The following is an 18,717-nucleotide window of genomic DNA, read 5'->3' as shown; positions in this document are numbered from 1 at the left end:
AAATCTAAAATCTAAAATCTAAAATCTAAAATCTAAAATCTAAAATCTAAAATCTAAAATCTAAAATCTAAAATCTACAATCTAAAATCTAAAATCTAAAATCTAAAATCTAAAATCTAAAATCTAAAATCTACAATCTACAATCTACAATCTACAATCTACAATCTAAAATCTAAAATCTACAATCTACAATCTACAATCTACAATCTACAATCTACAATCTACAATCTAAAACCTAAAATATACAATCTACAATCTAAAACCTAAAACCTAAAATCTACAATCTACAATCTACAATCTAAAACCTAAAATCTGCAATCTAAAACCTAAAACCTAAAATCTAAAATCTAAAATCTAAAATCTAAAATCGATTGACTTTACTTTGATATAGGAATAGAAAAATAAAAAGTCGAGCCTCGATTGGGTTCTGATTCTACCCACAGGCTGCCGCCATGCCGCTCGACAATTCTTTGACAAATCGCTAAACCGATACCAGTTCCCGAATACTGTTTTTGGGTGTGCAAGCGCTGAAAAATCTGAAAAATTCGCGGATGATACTGTGAGGCAATCCCAATACCATTATCCTGCACTGAAAACACCCAGCTATCCCCCTGATGCGAAGCGTCCACCTGCACCACCGGCGCCTCACTGCTGCGGTACTTAATGGCGTTACCAATTAAATTTTGAAACAGTTGCAGCAGTTGAAAAGAGTCAGCTTTTACCCTTGGCAAATTCCCCTTAGTAACTGAAGCTTGATTCTCGCGGATGGCCAAATGCAAATTAGCACAAGCATCCTCAAAAACCTGATTGCAATCTATGAGCTCAAAAGGTTTCTGACTGCGACCTACCCGCGAATACTCCAGCAAGTCATCAATGAGCGCCTGCATCCGATCGCAAGAATGAACAATATTGCGGATAAATTTATTCCCTTGGGCATCAAGTTGGTTGGGAAAGCGTTTTTCTAATAGTTGAGCGTAGCCAGCAATCGTGCTCAAAGGCGCTTGCAAATCATGAGAAGCCACATAAGCAAACTGTTCTAGTTCGGCATTAGAACGAGTTAATTCTTGAGCGTAGCGGGTTTGAGCGTCTAAACTCGCTTGCAGCATTTCTTGTACCAGCTTGCGTTCAGAAATATCCTCGATCGCACAAATCAAATACTGCAGCGTCCCCTTGACATCGCGCATTGCCGACACAGTAACATTTGCCCAGCGCACTGCCTCATCTTTGCATAGCAAACGCTTTTCCACAGAAAAAGTTTGAATCTTCCCAGATAACAGCGAACCCAGGTATTCTCTGTCCGCTTCTCTGTCATCTGGGTGAGTAATTGCCTCCCAATTTTGCTGTAACAATTCAGATTGTGCATAGCGGACAATTTGACAAAAGCCAGGATTTACCCGCATAAATTTACCGCAAAGCGCTGTTTTAGCTATGCCGACCGCAGCTTGCTCGAATATCGCGCGGAAGCGTTCTTCGCTGTCTCGTAGGGCAATTTCTGCTCGTTTACGCTCGGTAATGTTACGAAATGTTACTGCCAGACCATCGTTTAATTTGACCGCCACAATGTGCAGCCAAACAATTGTATCTCCCTCCTGTTCATAATAAAATTCTTGGTCTACAGTTTCTCCTGTTTCTACTACAGAAACATACAAATCAAATAACCTGTTATTGCTAACTTGGGAAACTTTGGCTAACAAATTCTTGCCAACTATCTCATTTAATAGCAGACCATAAAATTTTTCAGCAGCAGGGTTAATCAACAGCCACTGGAAATCTACAATATTTCCCTCACTGTTGCGGACTGCAGAATAAGCCACCACACAGTCTAAGGAACTATTTAATATGCTAGCCAGCAGCGACTGCGACTGTTGCAGTTGATAATTTTGTTCTTTTAATTGCTGTTGCAGCTTTTGCAAGCGGACTTGCTTGTCGATGCGCGCTAAAACTTCTTCTACTTGAAATGGTTTCGTAATATAGTCGGCGCCTCCTACTCGAAAAGCTTGTAATTTATCGTTCATTTCATCTAATACGCTTAAAAAAATTACCGGAATTTGTTCAGTTTCAGGTGTCGCTTTCAGTCTCCGACAAACTTCATAACCGCTCATTTCCGGCATTCTAATGTCGAGCAAAATTAAATCCGGGCGATGGGCGATCGCCACATTCAACGCCAGTTGACCGGAAATAGCTCGGTAAACTTGATAGCCCTGGGATGTTAGCAGTTTGGATAAGAACCGCAGATTGCTTGGTTGGTCATCAACCACCAATACTTTAATTTCGCTATTATCCATTTATTTTAAACTCGATCGAGTTAAATCCATTATCTTGTCGAGTCGGTAATCGGCAAGCAAATCTTTTAAAGCCTCAGCTAAAGTTGGATGACTTTCCCAGATGCGATCGACAAGTTGAATCGCCAGCTCTTCATTAACATCATTAGCTGCGTCATGGAGTTCCTTCACCCAGCTTTGAGGCATTTGAGCCAGCAGCCCTCCGAAAAATGAATCGGGTTTTTCGTTCACACAATAACGCCGTAAAGCCCCGACAGGGAGTCGGGGCAACTCTTGATAAAGATAGCGCACTCCCAAGTAGCAAGCCATCTTATCAAAAAGGATTTGTTCTTGAAAAGGTTTCCGCACAAAATCGTCGCAACCTGCGGCGATAATTTCGCCTTTTTTTTCCTCAAAAGTGCTAGCAGTCAGAGCAATAATTACAGTTCGCCACTGAGTTTGTTTCTCTTTGGCTCTAATTTGTCGGACAGCTTCAAAACCGTCCATTACTGGCATTCGCGTATCCAGCCAAATTAAATGAGGCTGCCAACTTTCCCAAAGTTCAACCGCTTGGTAGCCATTTTCCGCTTCTCGGACTTCAAAACCAATTGGTTGCAACATTTTAACCAGCAGCAGCCGATTTTCTTGATTGTCGTCAACTGCTAAAATCCGATAAATCGGTTGATCTGCTTCTAGTCCGATCGCACGCTGAAATGTCGCCACGGTTATTTCCGACGAAATAGCGGCCAATACTCGGATATTAAATTTAAAACTGGTTCCCTCACCTAAAACACTTTTTACCCAAATATCCCCGCCCATTATTTGCACGTATTTTTTAGTAATTGTCAAACCCAATCCCGTACCATCAGCCGCTTTTCTCCCCGCTTGTGTTTGCACAAAAGCATCAAATAAAGTATCAATTTCTGCTGCTGCTATGCCAATTCCAGTGTCTTCAACTTCAAACAAAATTAACAATGGATCGACGAAGGTATAGTTAAGATGACTTTCCGATTCTGCCGACTGTGGCTGGTTGCTTTCCACGCTCACGCGCAGCCAAATACGGCCCCCGTCGTGAGTGAATTTCATGGCATTTGCCAGCAGGTTAATTAAGCAAACGCGCAGCTTTTTTTCGTCAGTTTTTATATATTGGGGAACATTAGCCTCGACGGAAAATCTCAGTTGCATTTTTTTTGTTTCAGCTTTAATTTGAAACATTTCTTCGAGAGTGTCGAGGAGTTGATAAAGGTCAAAGCTGCGTTGATCTAAGCCAATTATCCCTGCTTCTATTTTCGACAAGTCTAAAACATCGTTAATTAGTTCCAGCAAATGTTGACCGCTGCGGTTAATAATTCGGAGATTTTCGAGATTTTCGTGGCCCAGCAAAGAGTCGCGGCTCATGACTTGGGTAAAACCCAGGATGGCGTTCAGGGGAGTCCGCAATTCGTGGCTCATGTTGGCAACGAATTGACTTTTTGCTAGCGATGCAGCGGCCGCTGCTTCTTCGGCTTTTTTGCGTTCTATTATTTCTTCTTGCAGTTCTTTATTGCGATCGAGCAATTGTTTTTTCAATCTCTGGATAGTCAGTTGGTGTTCGATTCGCGCTAAAACTTCTGCTACATGAAACGGTTTTGTGACATAATCAACCCCTCCCACTTGAAAGGCGGTTAGTTTGTCCAATACTTCATCTAAAGCGCTGATAAAAATCACAGGAATTTCGGATGTCTTCGGATCTTCCTTGAGCTGGGTGCAGACTTCGTAGCCGTCCATTTCCGGCATTTTGATGTCGAGCAAAATCAAATCGGGACAACCAGAGCGCGCGGCCCTGATTGCCATTTTGCCGTTAATTACGCCGCGGACTTTGTAGCCCCTATCGGACAGCGTTGCTGATAAAACTTGCAAATTTTCTGGAGTATCGTCAACAATTAATATGTTGCCTTTATTTTCTTCTATTTGATTTTTGATCATCGATCGCTATTTTTTGTTAATTTAAAATTTGTGGGAATTATCAATAGTGGTTAAATAGTCATTATAGCACTCCCTCCTCAATCAACTCCTTTTATATTTACAGAACTTATCCTAGTTAAGATTTGAGATTAGATATTGGAGATTAAAGAATTGGGAAGGACTGATGATTGGCAGGGTGTGGAGCTTGGCTACAAGTAAATTAGTCGATCGCCCGCAGGCGAGTTTACAAATAGGCGATCGACCTACACAATCAATAATCCTGAACCTGCCACTATTATCCCTTCTTCTTTCATCCTTCAACAATTTCTAAACTCCTCAATCAAATCGATAATCCGATCGCACCGGAAGTTATTCGCCAAATCGGCGATCGCGTTGCCGAAACTAGCATTAATAGGAGGAATCGACAACAACAGCCGAAAAATCTCCTCGTTATCAACCGCATCCGCCGCAGAATACAATTCATCAACCCATTCCGCAGGCATAGCTTCCAAAAATGAAGTATTCAGCGTAAAAGCCAAATCAGCCGTTTCACTTACCCTGGAAACCTCGCCGGACACCGCAGCATCAGAACTTAGCGAAGCTTCTCGATCGTAAACATAGCGGACTCCCAGATACTTAGCCATCTTTTCCAGAATCACTTGCTCCCGAAAAGGCTTCGCTACAAAATCATCGCAACCAGCAGACAAAATCAGCGATCGCTCCTCATCAAAAGCACTTGCAGTCAGAGCAATAATCACCGTTGCTTGACCTTTCAAATGCGCTTTAATCTGTTTAGTAGCTTCGTAACCGTCCATCACCGGCATCCGCATATCCATCCAAATCAAATGAGGTTCCCAACTCGACCACATTTCCACAGCTTGAACCCCATTTTCAGCTTCCTGCACCGCAAAGCCAAGGGATGTCAGCATTCTAACCAACAGCAAGCGGCTTTCCAGGCGATCGTCAACAGCTAAAATCCGGTATTCTGGCTGTCCGGGTTCCAGGCCCACCACTCGGCGAGCTGTTTGAGCCACCTGAATTTCCACTGCATTAGGGAGCGAAACTTTAACATCAAATCTAAAAATGCTGCCGCGACCGAGGGTGCTTGTTACCGTCATCTTCCCTCCCATTAACTTAACGAACTGCTGGCTGATTGGCAAGCCCAAACCGGTTCCTTCTTGAGCTTTTTTCCCGCTCTCTGTTTGCGCGAAAGGTTTAAACAAATTCTCCATTTCTTCCGCCGAAATTCCAGCACCAGTGTCTTCCACTTCAAATAGCAAACAGCAACTGTCAATTGGTTGAATCTCTCCCTCGTTTTTAGTTTTTAACAACTCATGTTTGATTCTCAAGTTGACACCACCTTCTGCCGTGAACTTAATAGCATTTCCGACTACATTTATCAAGACTTGTCGCAACTTGCTTTCGTCAGTTTCTATATATTGAGGGAGAGCTGGTGAACAATCAAAAATTAACTGCAACCCTTTTTTTTCGGCTTGCAGCTTCAGCATATTTTCAGTATTTTTTAGCATTTTGTGTAAGTCGAAGGTGCTATTATTAAGTGTCACCAGCCCGACTTCAATTTTTGACATTTGCAGAATATTGTTAATCAGAACAAGCAAATGTTCCCCGCTCTGGGTAATAATTCCTAAGTATTGCTGTTGGTCTGCATCGAGGTCTGGGTCGCGGGCAAGCAGTTGGCTGAAACCGAGAATTGCGTTGAGGGGAGTTCGCAATTCGTGGCTCATATTCGAGAGAAATTCGCTTTTTGCCCTGTTCGCTCTGTCGGCTTCTTCTTTGGCTTTTTGCAGGACTATTTCAGCTTGTTTGCGTTCGGTAATATCGCTAGCAGTGCCTGTTGTGCCGATGATGTTGCCTTCAGCGTCCATGCGCGCGATCGCCTTGGTATTTACATCAATCTTTCTACCGTCTTTTCCTAATACTATATTTTCGTACTGAAACACAGTTTTTCCCGTCAGCAAGCGCTGCTGAAGTTCCCATTTCCAGTCTATTTCTCCGGGAGCCAAGAAATCGCTAAAAGAACAGCCGAGCATTTCTTCAGGCTCGTAACCGTATATTTGTTTAACTGCTTGGTTGACAAAAGTAATGTGTCCTTGAGCATTGCAAGACCAGATAATATCTTGGGAAGTCTCAACTAAATGACGGTATTTTTCTTCGCTCTCTGCAAGGGCTATTTCTGCTAGCTTGCGTGGAGTAATGTCCATCAAAGTTGTGAATAGTTTTGTCACTTGCCCTTGTTGGTTGACAACTACTTCTCCTCTGGCTTCGATGTAGCGGATGAAGCCGGCTTCACTTATTTGTGACGGAGAATTATCCGCAACAATTTTCTGTTCCGGGCGCAGAATTCGATATTCCAAAGTGTAAGATTGCCCGCTAGCAATAGCAGTGTCGATCGTTGTTTGCCACTTTTGTCGATCGTCGGGATGCACGTATTGCAAAAACTCAGTTAGTGTTGGCGCAGGCTCGGTTGGAGCGATCCCAAAAATCCGAGATAATTCTTCCGACCAAGTAGTTGTGTTGGCCGATAAATCGCATTCCCAATTACCGACACGGGCGATTCTTTGCGCTGCTGCTAAAGAAGCCGCTATAGCTCGGAGTTTTTCTTCCGCTAATTTGCGATCGCTAATATCTTGAATCACAGAAATTACGCAGGTTTCCCCATGAATTTCAATGATTTCTGCTGACAGCAGCCCCGTTCTAACTTCCCCTGTTTTAGTGCGAAAATTAAATTCGTAATTCAGAATAATTTGTTTTTCATCTAACAGTTTAAACAACTCGGCGCGGGCTTGTATATTTTCCCAAAGATTCAACTCAAGCGCCGTGCGATCGATAATTTCTGCAGCAGAATAACCAATAGTCTGACAAAAAGCCTCATTAATTTCTAAATAACGACCGTCATTAAATCTGGTAATAGTAATCGGGTTGGGAGAAGAACGAAAAGCTTTAGCAAACTTTTCCTCAGACAAGCGCAGTTGTGCAGTCCGCTCCTCGACTAAAGTTTCCAGTTCTTGATTTAGCTTTTGGAGCTGAGCATTTTGTTGCGCTAATTGCTTCTCCCTAAAATAGCTGTTAATCGCTTCTTTTACCGTCAACTTCAAATCTTCCGACTGCCAAGGTTTCGATATGTATCGGTACAATTTAGCATATTTAATAGTATTCGCCACGGCTTCTAAGTCTGCTTGCCCCGTCAGCATAATTTTGATAGTCTTTGGCAAAATTCGGTGAATCTGCTTCAGCAATTCGTCCCCTTTGATATTCGGCATCAGATAGTCGGAAATTACTGCTACTATTTCGCAGCCCTCTGCCAGTAATTCCTCGATTAACTCTAAAGCATCTTCGCCACCTTCAGCGGTTTCTAATAAGTGTTCTTCCCCCAGGGTTTTTTTTAACTCAATTTTCAAACTTTCCAGAATTATCGGTTCGTCATCCACACAAATAATCACAGGTTTATTGTTCATATTTTTGTCAAACCAGATTTTATAGTTTCTACTAATTCTTGGCGCTCCCACGGCTTGTACAAACAACGGTGCAAGTTTGCTTGCTCTTTCACCCGTGATATTGCTACTTCGTCTGCTTGCCCGGTCAGCATAACTTTCACAATTTTAGGATATTTTTGGTGAACCATAATCAAAAAATCATCTCCTTTAATCCCTGGCATTAACCAGTCAGATACTATGACTAAAATATCACTTTCATCTTCTTTTTGAATTTCCTCCATAATTTCCAGAGCTTCATCTGCATTTTCTGCTACTTCATAGAGGTAAGCATCCCCAAATTCTTTTTTAAGTTGAATTTTCAAACTATTTAAGACCACAACTTCATCGTCAACGCACAAAATTACTGGTTTAGACATAAAACTTTACTTCTATTAAAATTGTAAAATTGGGTAATTTCCCGGTTTTTTTTATTGCTATCAAGGGATTCCTATGGGCAAGGATATAGTAAATTTTGTTTGACCAGGCACGCTTTCTACTTGCAGTCCACCTTGATGTTTCTCCAGAATTTTTTGAACTATATCTAATCCCAACCCACTGCCTTCCCCTGGAGGTTTAGTTGTAAAAAACGGCTCAAAAATTCTCGGCATAATTTCTGGGGGAATGCCGGGGCCACTGTCGGTAATACTGACTGATATTGCATTCGCTTGGTGTTTGACATCAATTTTTAACACGCCTTTGTTACCCATCGCTTGTAAAGCATTGTGAACTAAATTTGTCCAAACTTGACTGAGTTCATCAGGATAGCATAGCACAGAGGGCAAATTAGTACCATAGTTTCTGACTACTTCCACACCGTGTTTGATTTGGTACTGGTAAAGCGTTAAAACAGTATCAATACCGTCGGTAATATTAGCGATTACTTTAGAACCCGACTGGTCGTAACGAGAGTAGCTTTTCAAAGCAAAAACGATTTTAGCTGCCCTATCCGTGGCAGTAGCAATATTTTTGGTACTTTTTAGTACCGTAGCAAATTGGTAGGCGATTTGTACAATGTTTCGACTTTGGCTGTCTTTCAACAAAGGTAAAAAAGGTTCTAAATTATTGCCGATACCGATATCTAATAAAGTACAGGCAAGACTAGCGGCGTCGTCAATGTTTTCTGATTCTAATTTACCCTGCAAAAGTTTTTTTAACTGACGTTTTTCTTTACTAGATAATGTATCTGTTTCTTGGCTGGACTTGTGTAGTAAAGCAAAGAAATCCTGTCGCCTTTCCGGGGATAGTTGTTGAAAAAATATCGGCAACTGCTGCAACTGTTCCGTCCAGAAGTCGGCGATGTTCTGCACAGAAGAGCGAATCGCCCCTAAAGGAGAATTGATTTCATGAGCAACTCCGGCAATTAACTGTCCGAGGGCTGCCATTTTTTCTGATTGAATAAGTTCTTTTTGAGTCCGCTTCAGTTCTTCTAAGGTATGAGATAACTCTGCATTTTTTTGGCACAGCGCTGACTCTGCTATTTTGCGGGCGTTAATGTTGCGGGCAACCCAAATAACTGCATCTTTTGAGAACAGAGAAATGCAGGCAGAAAACCAAATTGCGCGATCGCAAAATGTTAAGCTGTAGTCAAAATTGATAGGTTGTTGTGTTTCTAAGACTTGCTGGACTAAGACCCACCAATCATCCGGGTTGTCATCGTCAAGAAAATGTTCTATAGTCAAGCTGACTATATCGAAATCAGACTCAGAAATCGCTGCCACATTCGTTGGCAAAATTTCAATGTTCCGCTGACTATCTAGCACGAGAACGATGTCTGTCATCGCTTCAAAAACGGCGCGTACTTTCCTTTCAGAAAAGTGCAATTTTTCTTCGAGCAATTTTCTACCGCTAATTTGTTGCTGCAATTCTTCGTTACTGGCTGCTAGTTGAACTGTGCGATCTAGAACCCGCTGTTCGAGTTCGGTGTTGAGGCGGCGAACTTCAGATTCAGCGGTGGTGCGGTCTTGTATTTCCTTTTTTAACTGACTGTTGGCATTAATTAATTCTAAAGTTCGCTGTTTGATTTGTTCTTCCAAATTATCATTTAAGAGTCGCAATTTTTCCTCGACTTCAGTTCTCCGCAACGCTTCTTTTTGCAATTCTTCGTTCATTTTGTTCAACTCCTGAATTTTGTCGGCGACTGTTTCCTGCAAAAGCTCGACATTTGCGTGCATTTCTACCGGATCTAAGGCCTGCAGCAGGCTAATTTCAGTCACAATTCCGGCTAAATATCCTTCCTCGTCCACCACCACCAAGCGCCGGATGCCGTGCTGCTGCATTAACTGGTGAGCCTGCCACAAGGTGGCTTTTACCTGCAACGGTATCAGCGGAAAACTCATCGCGGCGGTGACGGGAGTACGTGCGAAATCTAGCCCCGAAGCTTGGAATTTAACAATATCGCGTTCTGTAATTATGCCCACAGGTTTCTGATTTTTGTTGTCGCTGTCAGTGCAAATGACTATGCAGCTTTTTCGCTGGGTTCTCATCTGTTTTACGACTTCTAAAACTGAAGCGCTGCTTGAGGTAACTATTACTTGTGTGGTCATAATTTCTTCGGCGCGCCACATTTTTAGCAAGTCGGCCGGTTTGAGGATTTGACGGATGCTTTCGCAGGTGATAGCGCCTAGTAACTTGCCACCTTCGTCTAGGAGGGGTAAATGACGGATTCTTTTCGATCGCAATATGCTCAATACTTTGAAGATATTTCCCCCTTGATCGAGGTTCAGGGCGATCGGGTTTTCAGTCATCACCTCAGAAATTGCCACCCCTGCTAGCGGTATTTCGCTAGCAGTTATTTTCACAACATCACGTTCTGTAAAAATTCCGAGCAATTTCTGCTCAAACGCGATTAAAATACAACTGGCACTCGCCTGAGTCATGGCAGCAATTGCGACTTTCAAGGGTGTGTCTGGAGGCAGCACCGGCGGTTTGGGGTCGATCGCCTGTTCTAGCAAGCTTTGAGTATCAGAAACTGTTGGTGACATGGGCAAATCAAGGGGGATAGATGCAGGGGAAACCGCCACTTAATACCATTTTAGATTTCAGATTTTACAGTCGCGGTATCCTCACAGCAATAGAGAATTGACATCGGTCTAAAGTTGCATTTTAGTCCCGCATTGGTATGATTTTTAGTGCGATCGCGCTAAACGGCGATATGAATTGGCACGATACACGTCCTTTGGCCGATAACTGATGTTACTTCTATTTTAGCCAAATGTTTTTCCACACTTTTTTTAACAATCTCCAGTCCCAACCCGCTGCCTTCGTCGGCGGGTTTTGTGGTAAACAACGGGTCACATATTCGTGGCAAAATTACCAAGTAATTCAGTTGCCACTGACGAGCGCCGGCTCTGATTTTCTTCTCTCACCTCTAATTTTAAAATTAGGCAATTATCTATCGCTTGTAAACCATTGTGCATCAGATTTATCGAAAATTGTTTTAGTTCGTCTGGATTACACAACTATTTAGGCAGTGTAGCTTAAGATTCTCTGACAATTTCTACTCGGTGTTGTAGTCTTTTAATCAAAAATTAATGAATTTTTAAGGGGTTATTAATAGTAGCAATTACTTTTCTACCATACAGTTATATCGAGAATATTTTTGAAATTAAAAATTACTTTTGTGGCTCTCTGTGTACCAGATGATCTTCTTGGCAAGCTGTGAATAAATGGCAGAGACTATCTGACTGACTCAGCAAGTTAAGCTAATCCGCATTTAAATTGCATAGTAAAATAAATTTTTCCTCTTGTGGGGAGTAGGGGTTGGGCATCCTGCCCGCCCTCAACATACAAATTAAATGCACAACAGCTTAAGCACCCTTTGATGAAATATGTAATTGCAGTGCAAATTTATGGATTCCTTATGTTGAGCAAGCCGGATGCTCGATTCAGAAATTTCGTGTTTTATTTTTGTAAGTTCTTGTCCTGAAAAATAGGAATATTGCGAGTTTTTCCTCATAGCAGACAACTTCAAAATCAGCGTTTTTGACAAAAAATTAATAGCTTTCTCGGAACATTGGCAGAGTTTCCCTGACATGAAACTTGTCGTGAGCGATACAAGCTGCTACTTATAATATCCTGCCTCAGAGGCTGTTGGCATTGAACATCGATAACTGTAGCTATGTGTTGCAGGAACTAGCAGCCCAGAAAATCAGGGTGTCCGCAATTGTAAATAATAACCCTGCCTTTGCGCGCAAGCATTCAAGGCAGGGTTATTATTGAGTATTCCGAATTCTCAAGGGTGAAGCGAGGGCGCTGCTGCCGACTTCGGCTGCCCAGCAGTGCACTACTCGCCCAATCGAGTTATTTTAGCGCTGCGTTGGGCCAACATCAGCACTACATAAATAGTCATTACATAGCCGGCGGCCAGAATGGGAATAATTAGAGGAATATCGCGATAAATCATAATTAGAACCAAAAGTCAAGGACGAGGAGGAGCAGGACAAGTTCAAGACCTACTACATTAAGTCAGCACGCAAGACCATGCCTTGGTTCTGAAGGCTGTTTTTCCATATCAAGCCTGCGGGAACATTTAGGCGTTCCCGGTCATCAACAATGATTTACTGCTTTACAGATGCTTAAACAGCCTAAAACCATCCACTTTAGCTGCTTTGAGCTACCGTGCACATAAGATGCGCTACTCTTAACTTCTGAAAACTTTTAGCCGCGAGGAACTAAAAATCTGTACCAGAAATTTTGGCTGCGATCGACTAACAAGGCTGGCTCTACGAAACTTTTACAGGCACCTAATAGCTACCTGCCCGTCTGGCTGTACTTAATGTATAGAATTGTTTAAATCCTTAATACCCATAATAACACAGGGTTTCTGGGATTTAGAGAATTTTTGGCAAGGTCCTTAACAATTCGATACAATAGGGGCAACCCCTCTGGCAGCCGGCTACTCGCCTCTGGCAGACGGGTGACTCCCATCGGGTGGTAGATGACAAATAACTGCAGATATCCTAGATTTTTCTTTTCTATTGCAGAGAATTACCTTAAAATAAAGATATGATATGTAAAATTTTGTTACTTTACGGCTTGAGTCGGCGTATCCATGATCTCTAGCACTCTCCTATTTTCCTCGGTTGAAGAAGACCTGCGACTGTTGACAGAAAACTTAAAACAGTTAGTGGGTGCCCGTCATCCCATCTTGTACGCGGCTGCAGAATACTTATTCGGCACAAAGGGAAAACGAGTGAGACCCGCGATCGTTCTGTTGATGGCCAAGGCGACTATGCCCGATCGGGAAATCACAGAAAAACACCGCCGCCTCGCTGAAATCACGGAAATGATCCACACAGCTAGTCTCGTGCACGACGACGTGGTGGACGAGTCGGATCTGCGGCGAGGAGTGCCGACGGTTCACAGTCGGTTTAACAACCGAGTGGCAGTATTGGCGGGAGACTTTCTGTTTGCTCAATCTTCCTGGCATTTGGCAAATCTCGACAACCTGCCAGTAGTCAAACTGCTTTCAGAAGTGATTATGGATTTAGCTGAGGGGGAAATTCAACAGGGACTAAATGGATTTGACACCAGCTTGTCGATCGAAGCGTACCTCGAAAAAAGTTATTACAAAACAGCGTCTTTAATTGCCAACAGTTCCAAAGCAGCGGGCTGTTTGAGCGAGGTTTCAGCGTCCATAGCAGACGATTTGTACAACTACGGGCGAAACATTGGTTTGGCATTCCAAATAGTAGATGATATATTAGATTTCACCGCTTCAACGGAAACTTTGGGGAAACCTGCAGGCTCGGATCTCAGAAGCGGTAATCTGACAGCACCCGCACTATTTGCCCTAGAAGAAAAACCTTACTTGGAAGTTCTCATAGAACGGGAATTTGCCCAAGAAGGAGATTTAGAGCAGGCCCTGGCACTGGTAGAAGATTCTAGAGGCATAGAGCGATCGCGAGAACTAGCCACAAACCACGCACAGAAAGCAGTCGAATACTTAGCTGCGCTGCCCCATTCAGAGTCCCGCCAAGCTTTGATTGATTTGGCTGAATACGTTTTGAGTAGACTTTATTAGAGGTTAAAAAGTTACACTTTATTGGTAATGGGGAATTGGTAATGGGGAATTCCCAATGCCTAATGCCCTGTTACCAATTAATAGAAAATTGATTTGTTTAGGCAAGATCCGGCGGTGGAGCCGATCGATACTGTTGCAAGTAAACGTTAATTAAACTCTGTACTTGCTCGCGAGGGATTTCCGTCCCGACTTCCTGATTTCCGGGACTTTCAAAAAAAACAATGCTGTCAAGACCTTCGAGAGCTATCATCTGAAATAAAATGTGAGTGACAGGCAAAAGCACCGGTCTGAGGCGATCGCCCCCAGCAGCCGCAGCCTGCGACGCATCTTTAATACTGCTCCAAGCATAAATCACCCTCTTCTCCCGTCCCGGTTGCTTGAGATTGCTCAAAACCACGATCGCCCAACTTTGGTCTACCGCTTGCAGGATCGAGTATTCAAGGTGCTGTAGCTGTTGGGCAATTAACACCAGGGCCGGGGCGATCGCCTTTAAGATTTGTGGCGTCGAACCGTCGGGCGGAGCTTTTTCGATCAATGCTTGAATCTGTTGGTCTAAATCCATCAGTCAGTTCTTTGATATCTAAAATTAAAAATTTCAGGTTAGCAGGTTCGCATCCAAGTATATATTACCCCTTGGAGTTTAGCTAGTCAGACGGGAATCCCCACACGCTTGTCGCTTCGATTAGTGTGGGATGACTCGTCGCGTGAATCGAGGATTCCACATTTTCATGGTAATTAGCTCAGCAACAAAAGATTTAATCGATCAACTTCTTTTGGAGAATATTTCTTTGGCTGGTATAGCTAGAAGCACGGGTGTTTCTCAAAAATGGTTACAGGATTACGTAAATAATAAATATGCCTCACTCGAACGCAGAGTAAAGGTTAAACCTAAAAAAAGTCAGATTGAATGTTGAATGTGATGAACTGTGCCCATTTGTAGATTACCAAGAAAATAAGCAATGGGTGTGGCGCCGCAATGGATAGAGAGACCAGAGAAATTATTGGTCTTTATATTGGTGATCGTAGCGAAGAAGGAGCCAAACAATTATGGAATTCTCTACCTTCTGTATATCGACAATGTGCTGTTTGCTATACAGATTTTTGGGCTGCATATGCTTGTATTTTTCCTTCGCTACGCCCTCAGCCAGTTGGGAAAGACAGTGGAAAAACTAATCACATTGAAAGATTTAATAATACTTTGCGCCAACGTGTTTTTCGGATCGTAAGAAAAACTCTTTCATTTTCTAAAAAGTTAGAAAACCATATTGGTGCTATTTGGTATTTTATCCATCATTACAACTATGTTTTGAGCCAATAAATATCTAATCACTACATATTTATTACTACCCCGCAGCTAAACAGTTGCCATCAATGATTCTGATTTGATAATTAGCTAGTAACTTTGGTGGACTATCTCCCAGAAATTGCATCACATCAGTCATAGAGGCAGCAGTTTCTCCTAAATACTGCAAGATGGGGTGAGCCAATAGCTTGTATGCTAGTCCTACAAGGTTTCAACCATTATACCGATACCCGCAAATCGAAGAGAACGGCAACAGTCGCCGATCTAAGTTTATTCGTAAGGTTGCCAAGCTTGTCGCCAGCGACCGTTGCCGTTCAAGATTCACCAAGAATGCCTGAATAAAGAACACCTTGACAGGGCTACCCCGCTTTAGCCTATTGGTTGCCACCCGGTAAACTAGGGGATATGCTTTCACTCCTGCACTTGGAGGGAAGGACTTACCGCATGGCGGTTCACCTTCAAATGTAACCAGTTGTCACCAGTCTCATCAACTGGGCTAACCGTCTCGCAAGCTTTTTAACTTACTTTAGGTTAAACGAATCGCACACTCCGATCGGTACCGGGTTGTTGACTGCTTACTTGAGGCATGACCGGACTTCAAATGAAGTTTTTTACGTGGGAGTAGCGGGTGTGAATCCGGTAGGGAAGTGGGCTTCCCATACTAAACAACCTTATCAGGTCGCACTCGGCTAAACGAATCGCACCCGAAACAATATAATTACACAATCGCAGCCGCTTTCATCGCGAAAATGCGATCGATCGCATCTTCAACAACCTTATCAGGCGTAGAAGCACCCGAAGTCACGCCCACTACAATTTTACCATCCGGTAGCCAACCTTCAGTTACGACCAAATCTCCCCCCAAAGGCTTGTGTTCGATCCGATTTCCCGGTAAAATGCGCTCCGCACAATCAATGTGAAAAGAAGGAACAGTTTTGTCGATCGCAATTTCCTGCAAATGCGTAGTATTAGAAGAATTAAAACCACCAATCACCAGCATCAAATCCAACTTTTCCTCAACCAAACTCAACATAGCATCTTGCCGTTCCTGAGTCGCATCGCAAATAGTATTAAAACTAAGAAAATGCTCGCTCAAATTCTCCGGCCCGAACTTCCGCATCATCGTTTTTTCAAACAACTTGCCAATATTCTCTGTCTCTGTTTTGAGCATAGTAGTTTGGTTAGCAATTCCCACCCTTTCTAAATCCAGATCCGGGTCAAAACCAGCAGAATAAGCCTTACTAAACTTAGCCAGAAACTCAGCGCGATCGCCCCCATGCAAGATATAATTGCTGACATATTCAGCTTCTTGCCAATTCAACACAATCAAATACTTATCAGCAAAAGAACTCGTAGCAACAGTTTCCTCATGCTTGTACTGACCGTGAATAATCGAAGTGTAATCCTTTTTTTTGTGCTTTTCAACAGTATTCCAAACCTTAGAAACCCAAGGACAAGTAGTATCAACAATCTTGCAGCCCTTATCATTAAGCAACTGCATTTCTTGGACGCTGGCCCCAAAAGCAGGTAAAATTACCACATCGCCGATATCGACAACCGAAAAATCTTTCTGCCCCTTTTCCACAGCAATAAAACCAACTTCCATATCGCGCAAATGCTGATTGACAGACGGATTATGAATAATCTCATTAGTAATCCAAATCCGTTCGGTTGGGAAATGCTGGCGAGTCTCGTAAGCAATAGCTACAGCGCGTTCCACCCCCCAGCAAAAGCCAAAAGCCTCAGCTAGCCGGATCGTGACAGCCCCACGTTCCAGTCTGTAATTATTGTCGCGAATTTGCTGGATCAGACTGCTTTGATAAGCCGTCTGCATTACCCCAGCTACCTCAGCTTCGTGTCCGAAACCCTTGCGGTGGTAGTTTTCCGACTGTTGGAGCGATCGTTTAAAAGCTTTAGTATCCATGTGGTATTGAGTTGAAATCTAGGTTAATTACCTTTGATTTTAGAATGCCTGGGGTGCGATCGGACTTATTGGCTCAGTAGCAAACAGGGCATATGCTATTTATACGATCGACACATTGAATTGAGAGCCAAGAAAGAATGAACGCGCCTTCGCGACTCGTTAAAAAAAACTTAAAAAAAAGCGTAGAGACCCAGATACCTGCATCTCTACACGATCGAACTTATTCAAATAATCAGCTTCAAATCTTCTTCGGCGCAAAAGGAGAACTCGATTCAAACGAACTGAAACCGCCGCCAAAATCCTCACCGTAAGCTTCTTCCCCGTGCAAGTCAATATCCAAACCTTTGTCTTCAGCAGATGACGGCACTCGCAGTTCCATAAACTGTTCCAAAATTTTCAGGATCGCAAAAGTGCCGACACCCGCAAACACGTAAGTAGCTAGAACGCCTATCAACTGGGTGCCGATTTGCCCCGGATTCCCGGCAAACAGCCCGTCATTTCCGGCAAAGTTAACCGCTTTAGTGGCAAATACGCCCGTCAGAATAACGCCCACAGTTCCGCCGACGCCGTGAAGCGGGTAGGTATCCAAAGAGTCATCAAATCCAAGCTTAGCGCGCCAGCTAATGGCAAAGAAGCAACAAACCGAAGTGATCGATCCGATCAAAAGCGCTCCTACTGGCAGAACGAATCCAGCGGCAGGTGTGATGCCCACCAATCCCGCGAGGAAACCGCTAGCAATTCCCACTGCTGTCGGTTTGCCTCTGAGCACCCATTCGACAATTGTCCAAGTTAAACCGCCGACTGCTGCAGAAATCATGGTGGTGACAAAAGCCACTGTTGCTAAAGAACCAGCTCCCAAAGCGCTACCGCCGTTGAAGCCAAACCAGCCAAACCACAGCATCCCAATTCCCAACAAGACGTAGGGTACGTTGTGGGGGGTGTGGGGTTTCTTCAAGTGGTCTTTGCGGGGCCCGATTACCCAAGCTGCGACAACTGCAGAAACACCGCAACTGATGTGCACGACTGTGCCGCCGGCAAAGTCTAAAACTCCGATCGCCTCCAGCCAGCCTCTACCCCAAACCCAGTGAGCTAAAGGAGAGTAGATAAAGGTAGACCACAGCAGCACGAACCAGAAATAGGTTTTAAATGTTACCCGTTCGACGATCGCCCCGGAAATCAAGGCTGGAGTGATGATGGCGAACATCATCTGGTAAACCATGAAGACTTGGTGGGGTATTGTCGGTGCGTAGCCGCTCGGATCTGGTGTGTCCGCCGTGACGTTGTTCAAGAACATCCAGTCGAAGCCGCCGATGAAGCTTTCGATCCCTTGCCCAAACCCTTTAGCATCGAGGTTGCTGGCGGTGACATCAAAGGCCAAACTGTAGCCCCACAGCGTCCATGTGACGCCGATCAGTCCCATCATGATTAAGCTCATCATCATGGTGTTGAGGACGTTGCGCGATCGCACCAGTCCCCCGTAGAAAAACGCCAGCCCCGGTGTCATCAGCAATACCAGTGCTGAGGAAACCAACATCCAGGCCGTATCGCCGGTGTCGATCGGATTTGGCACCACCGCAGCAGTACCAGCAGCATCTTGAGCTAAGGCATTGTCCGTTAGCGGTACGCTTAACAGCCACAGCGCGATGATGCCGATCGTTAAACTTTTTTTGATCACGTTAGTTGTTGTACCTTCTCATAGCTGGTAAAAGTATAGTCATTTATAGACATGGGAGGCTTCAAGTCCCTCCCCTTTCACTTTTACTTTGAGC

Annotated in this window: 11 protein-coding genes and 1 pseudogene; 2 read left to right on the top strand and 10 right to left on the bottom strand. The window is 43.6% G+C overall.

Annotation, left to right across the window (positions count from 1 at the left end; all coding sequences use genetic code 11):
• Positions 1-377: 377 nt before the first annotated feature.
• The 6 genes from QT973_RS25785 to QT973_RS27140 all read right to left on the bottom strand — a co-directional run bounded on the left by QT973_RS25785 (position 378) and on the right by QT973_RS27140 (position 11,006).
• Positions 378-2,285 (bottom strand): PAS domain S-box protein, encoded by a 1,908-nt coding sequence (locus QT973_RS25785; RefSeq protein ID WP_333056993.1) that lies wholly within the window; start codon positions 2,283-2,285, stop codon positions 378-380.
• On the bottom strand, positions 2,286-4,226 hold the full coding sequence (locus QT973_RS25780; protein WP_333392492.1) for a response regulator: 1,941 nt from the start codon (positions 4,224-4,226) through the stop codon (positions 2,286-2,288).
• 296 nt (positions 4,227-4,522) lie between these two features.
• Positions 4,523-7,681 (bottom strand): PAS domain S-box protein, encoded by a 3,159-nt coding sequence (locus tag QT973_RS25775; RefSeq protein ID WP_333180434.1) that lies wholly within the window; start codon positions 7,679-7,681, stop codon positions 4,523-4,525.
• On the bottom strand, positions 7,678-8,076 hold the full coding sequence (locus QT973_RS25770; protein WP_333056990.1) for a response regulator: 399 nt from the start codon (positions 8,074-8,076) through the stop codon (positions 7,678-7,680). The genes QT973_RS25775 and QT973_RS25770 overlap by 4 nt, the downstream gene beginning before the upstream one ends.
• Before the next feature lie 60 nt (positions 8,077-8,136).
• Positions 8,137-10,680: a CBS domain-containing protein gene (locus QT973_RS25765; protein WP_333180435.1), complete on the bottom strand. Its 2,544-nt coding sequence runs from the start codon at positions 10,678-10,680 to the stop codon at positions 8,137-8,139.
• Positions 10,681-10,838: 158 nt separating this feature from the next.
• Entirely contained in the window at positions 10,839-11,006 is a 168-nt protein-coding gene (locus QT973_RS27140; protein ID WP_333211996.1) for an ATP-binding protein, read from the bottom strand.
• Positions 11,007-12,749: 1,743 nt separating this feature from the next.
• On the opposite strand from QT973_RS27140, the gene sds reads away from it, so the two are divergent.
• Positions 12,750-13,721, top strand: coding sequence for a solanesyl diphosphate synthase (gene sds, locus QT973_RS25760; protein ID WP_333211994.1), 972 nt, complete (start codon positions 12,750-12,752; stop codon positions 13,719-13,721).
• Positions 13,722-13,818: 97 nt separating this feature from the next.
• On the opposite strand, the gene QT973_RS25755 is transcribed toward sds, so the two are convergent.
• A complete protein-coding gene (locus QT973_RS25755; protein WP_333056987.1) occupies positions 13,819-14,283 on the bottom strand; it encodes a hypothetical protein in 465 nt (154 codons plus the stop codon).
• Positions 14,284-14,455: 172 nt separating this feature from the next.
• Here QT973_RS25755 and QT973_RS25750 point away from each other — a divergent pair.
• Positions 14,456-15,039: pseudogene (locus tag QT973_RS25750) on the top strand (IS1 family transposase); the annotation flags it as partial.
• Between the two features lie 25 nt (positions 15,040-15,064).
• Here the strand turns inward: QT973_RS25750 and QT973_RS25745 are convergent.
• From QT973_RS25745 to QT973_RS25735, 3 genes are all read right to left on the bottom strand, one after another.
• Positions 15,065-15,208 (bottom strand): hypothetical protein, encoded by a 144-nt coding sequence (locus tag QT973_RS25745; RefSeq protein ID WP_333056986.1) that lies wholly within the window; start codon positions 15,206-15,208, stop codon positions 15,065-15,067.
• Positions 15,209-15,742: 534 nt separating this feature from the next.
• A complete protein-coding gene (locus QT973_RS25740; protein WP_333341133.1) occupies positions 15,743-16,948 on the bottom strand; it encodes a 4-hydroxy-3-methylbut-2-enyl diphosphate reductase in 1,206 nt (401 codons plus the stop codon).
• A gap of 238 nt (positions 16,949-17,186) precedes the next feature.
• Complete coding sequence (locus tag QT973_RS25735; RefSeq protein WP_333392490.1) at positions 17,187-18,623, bottom strand: ammonium transporter; 1,437 nt, start codon at positions 18,621-18,623, stop codon at positions 17,187-17,189.
• Between the last annotated feature and the right edge of the window lie 94 nt (positions 18,624-18,717).

The sequence above is a fragment of the Microcoleus sp. Z1_A1 genome, assembly GCF_036700305.1.
Taxonomy (GTDB): Bacteria; Cyanobacteriota; Cyanobacteriia; order Cyanobacteriales; family Microcoleaceae; genus Microcoleus.
The sequence above is the reverse complement of the archived record's forward strand: the minus strand, read 5'-3'. Positions and strand labels throughout refer to the sequence as shown.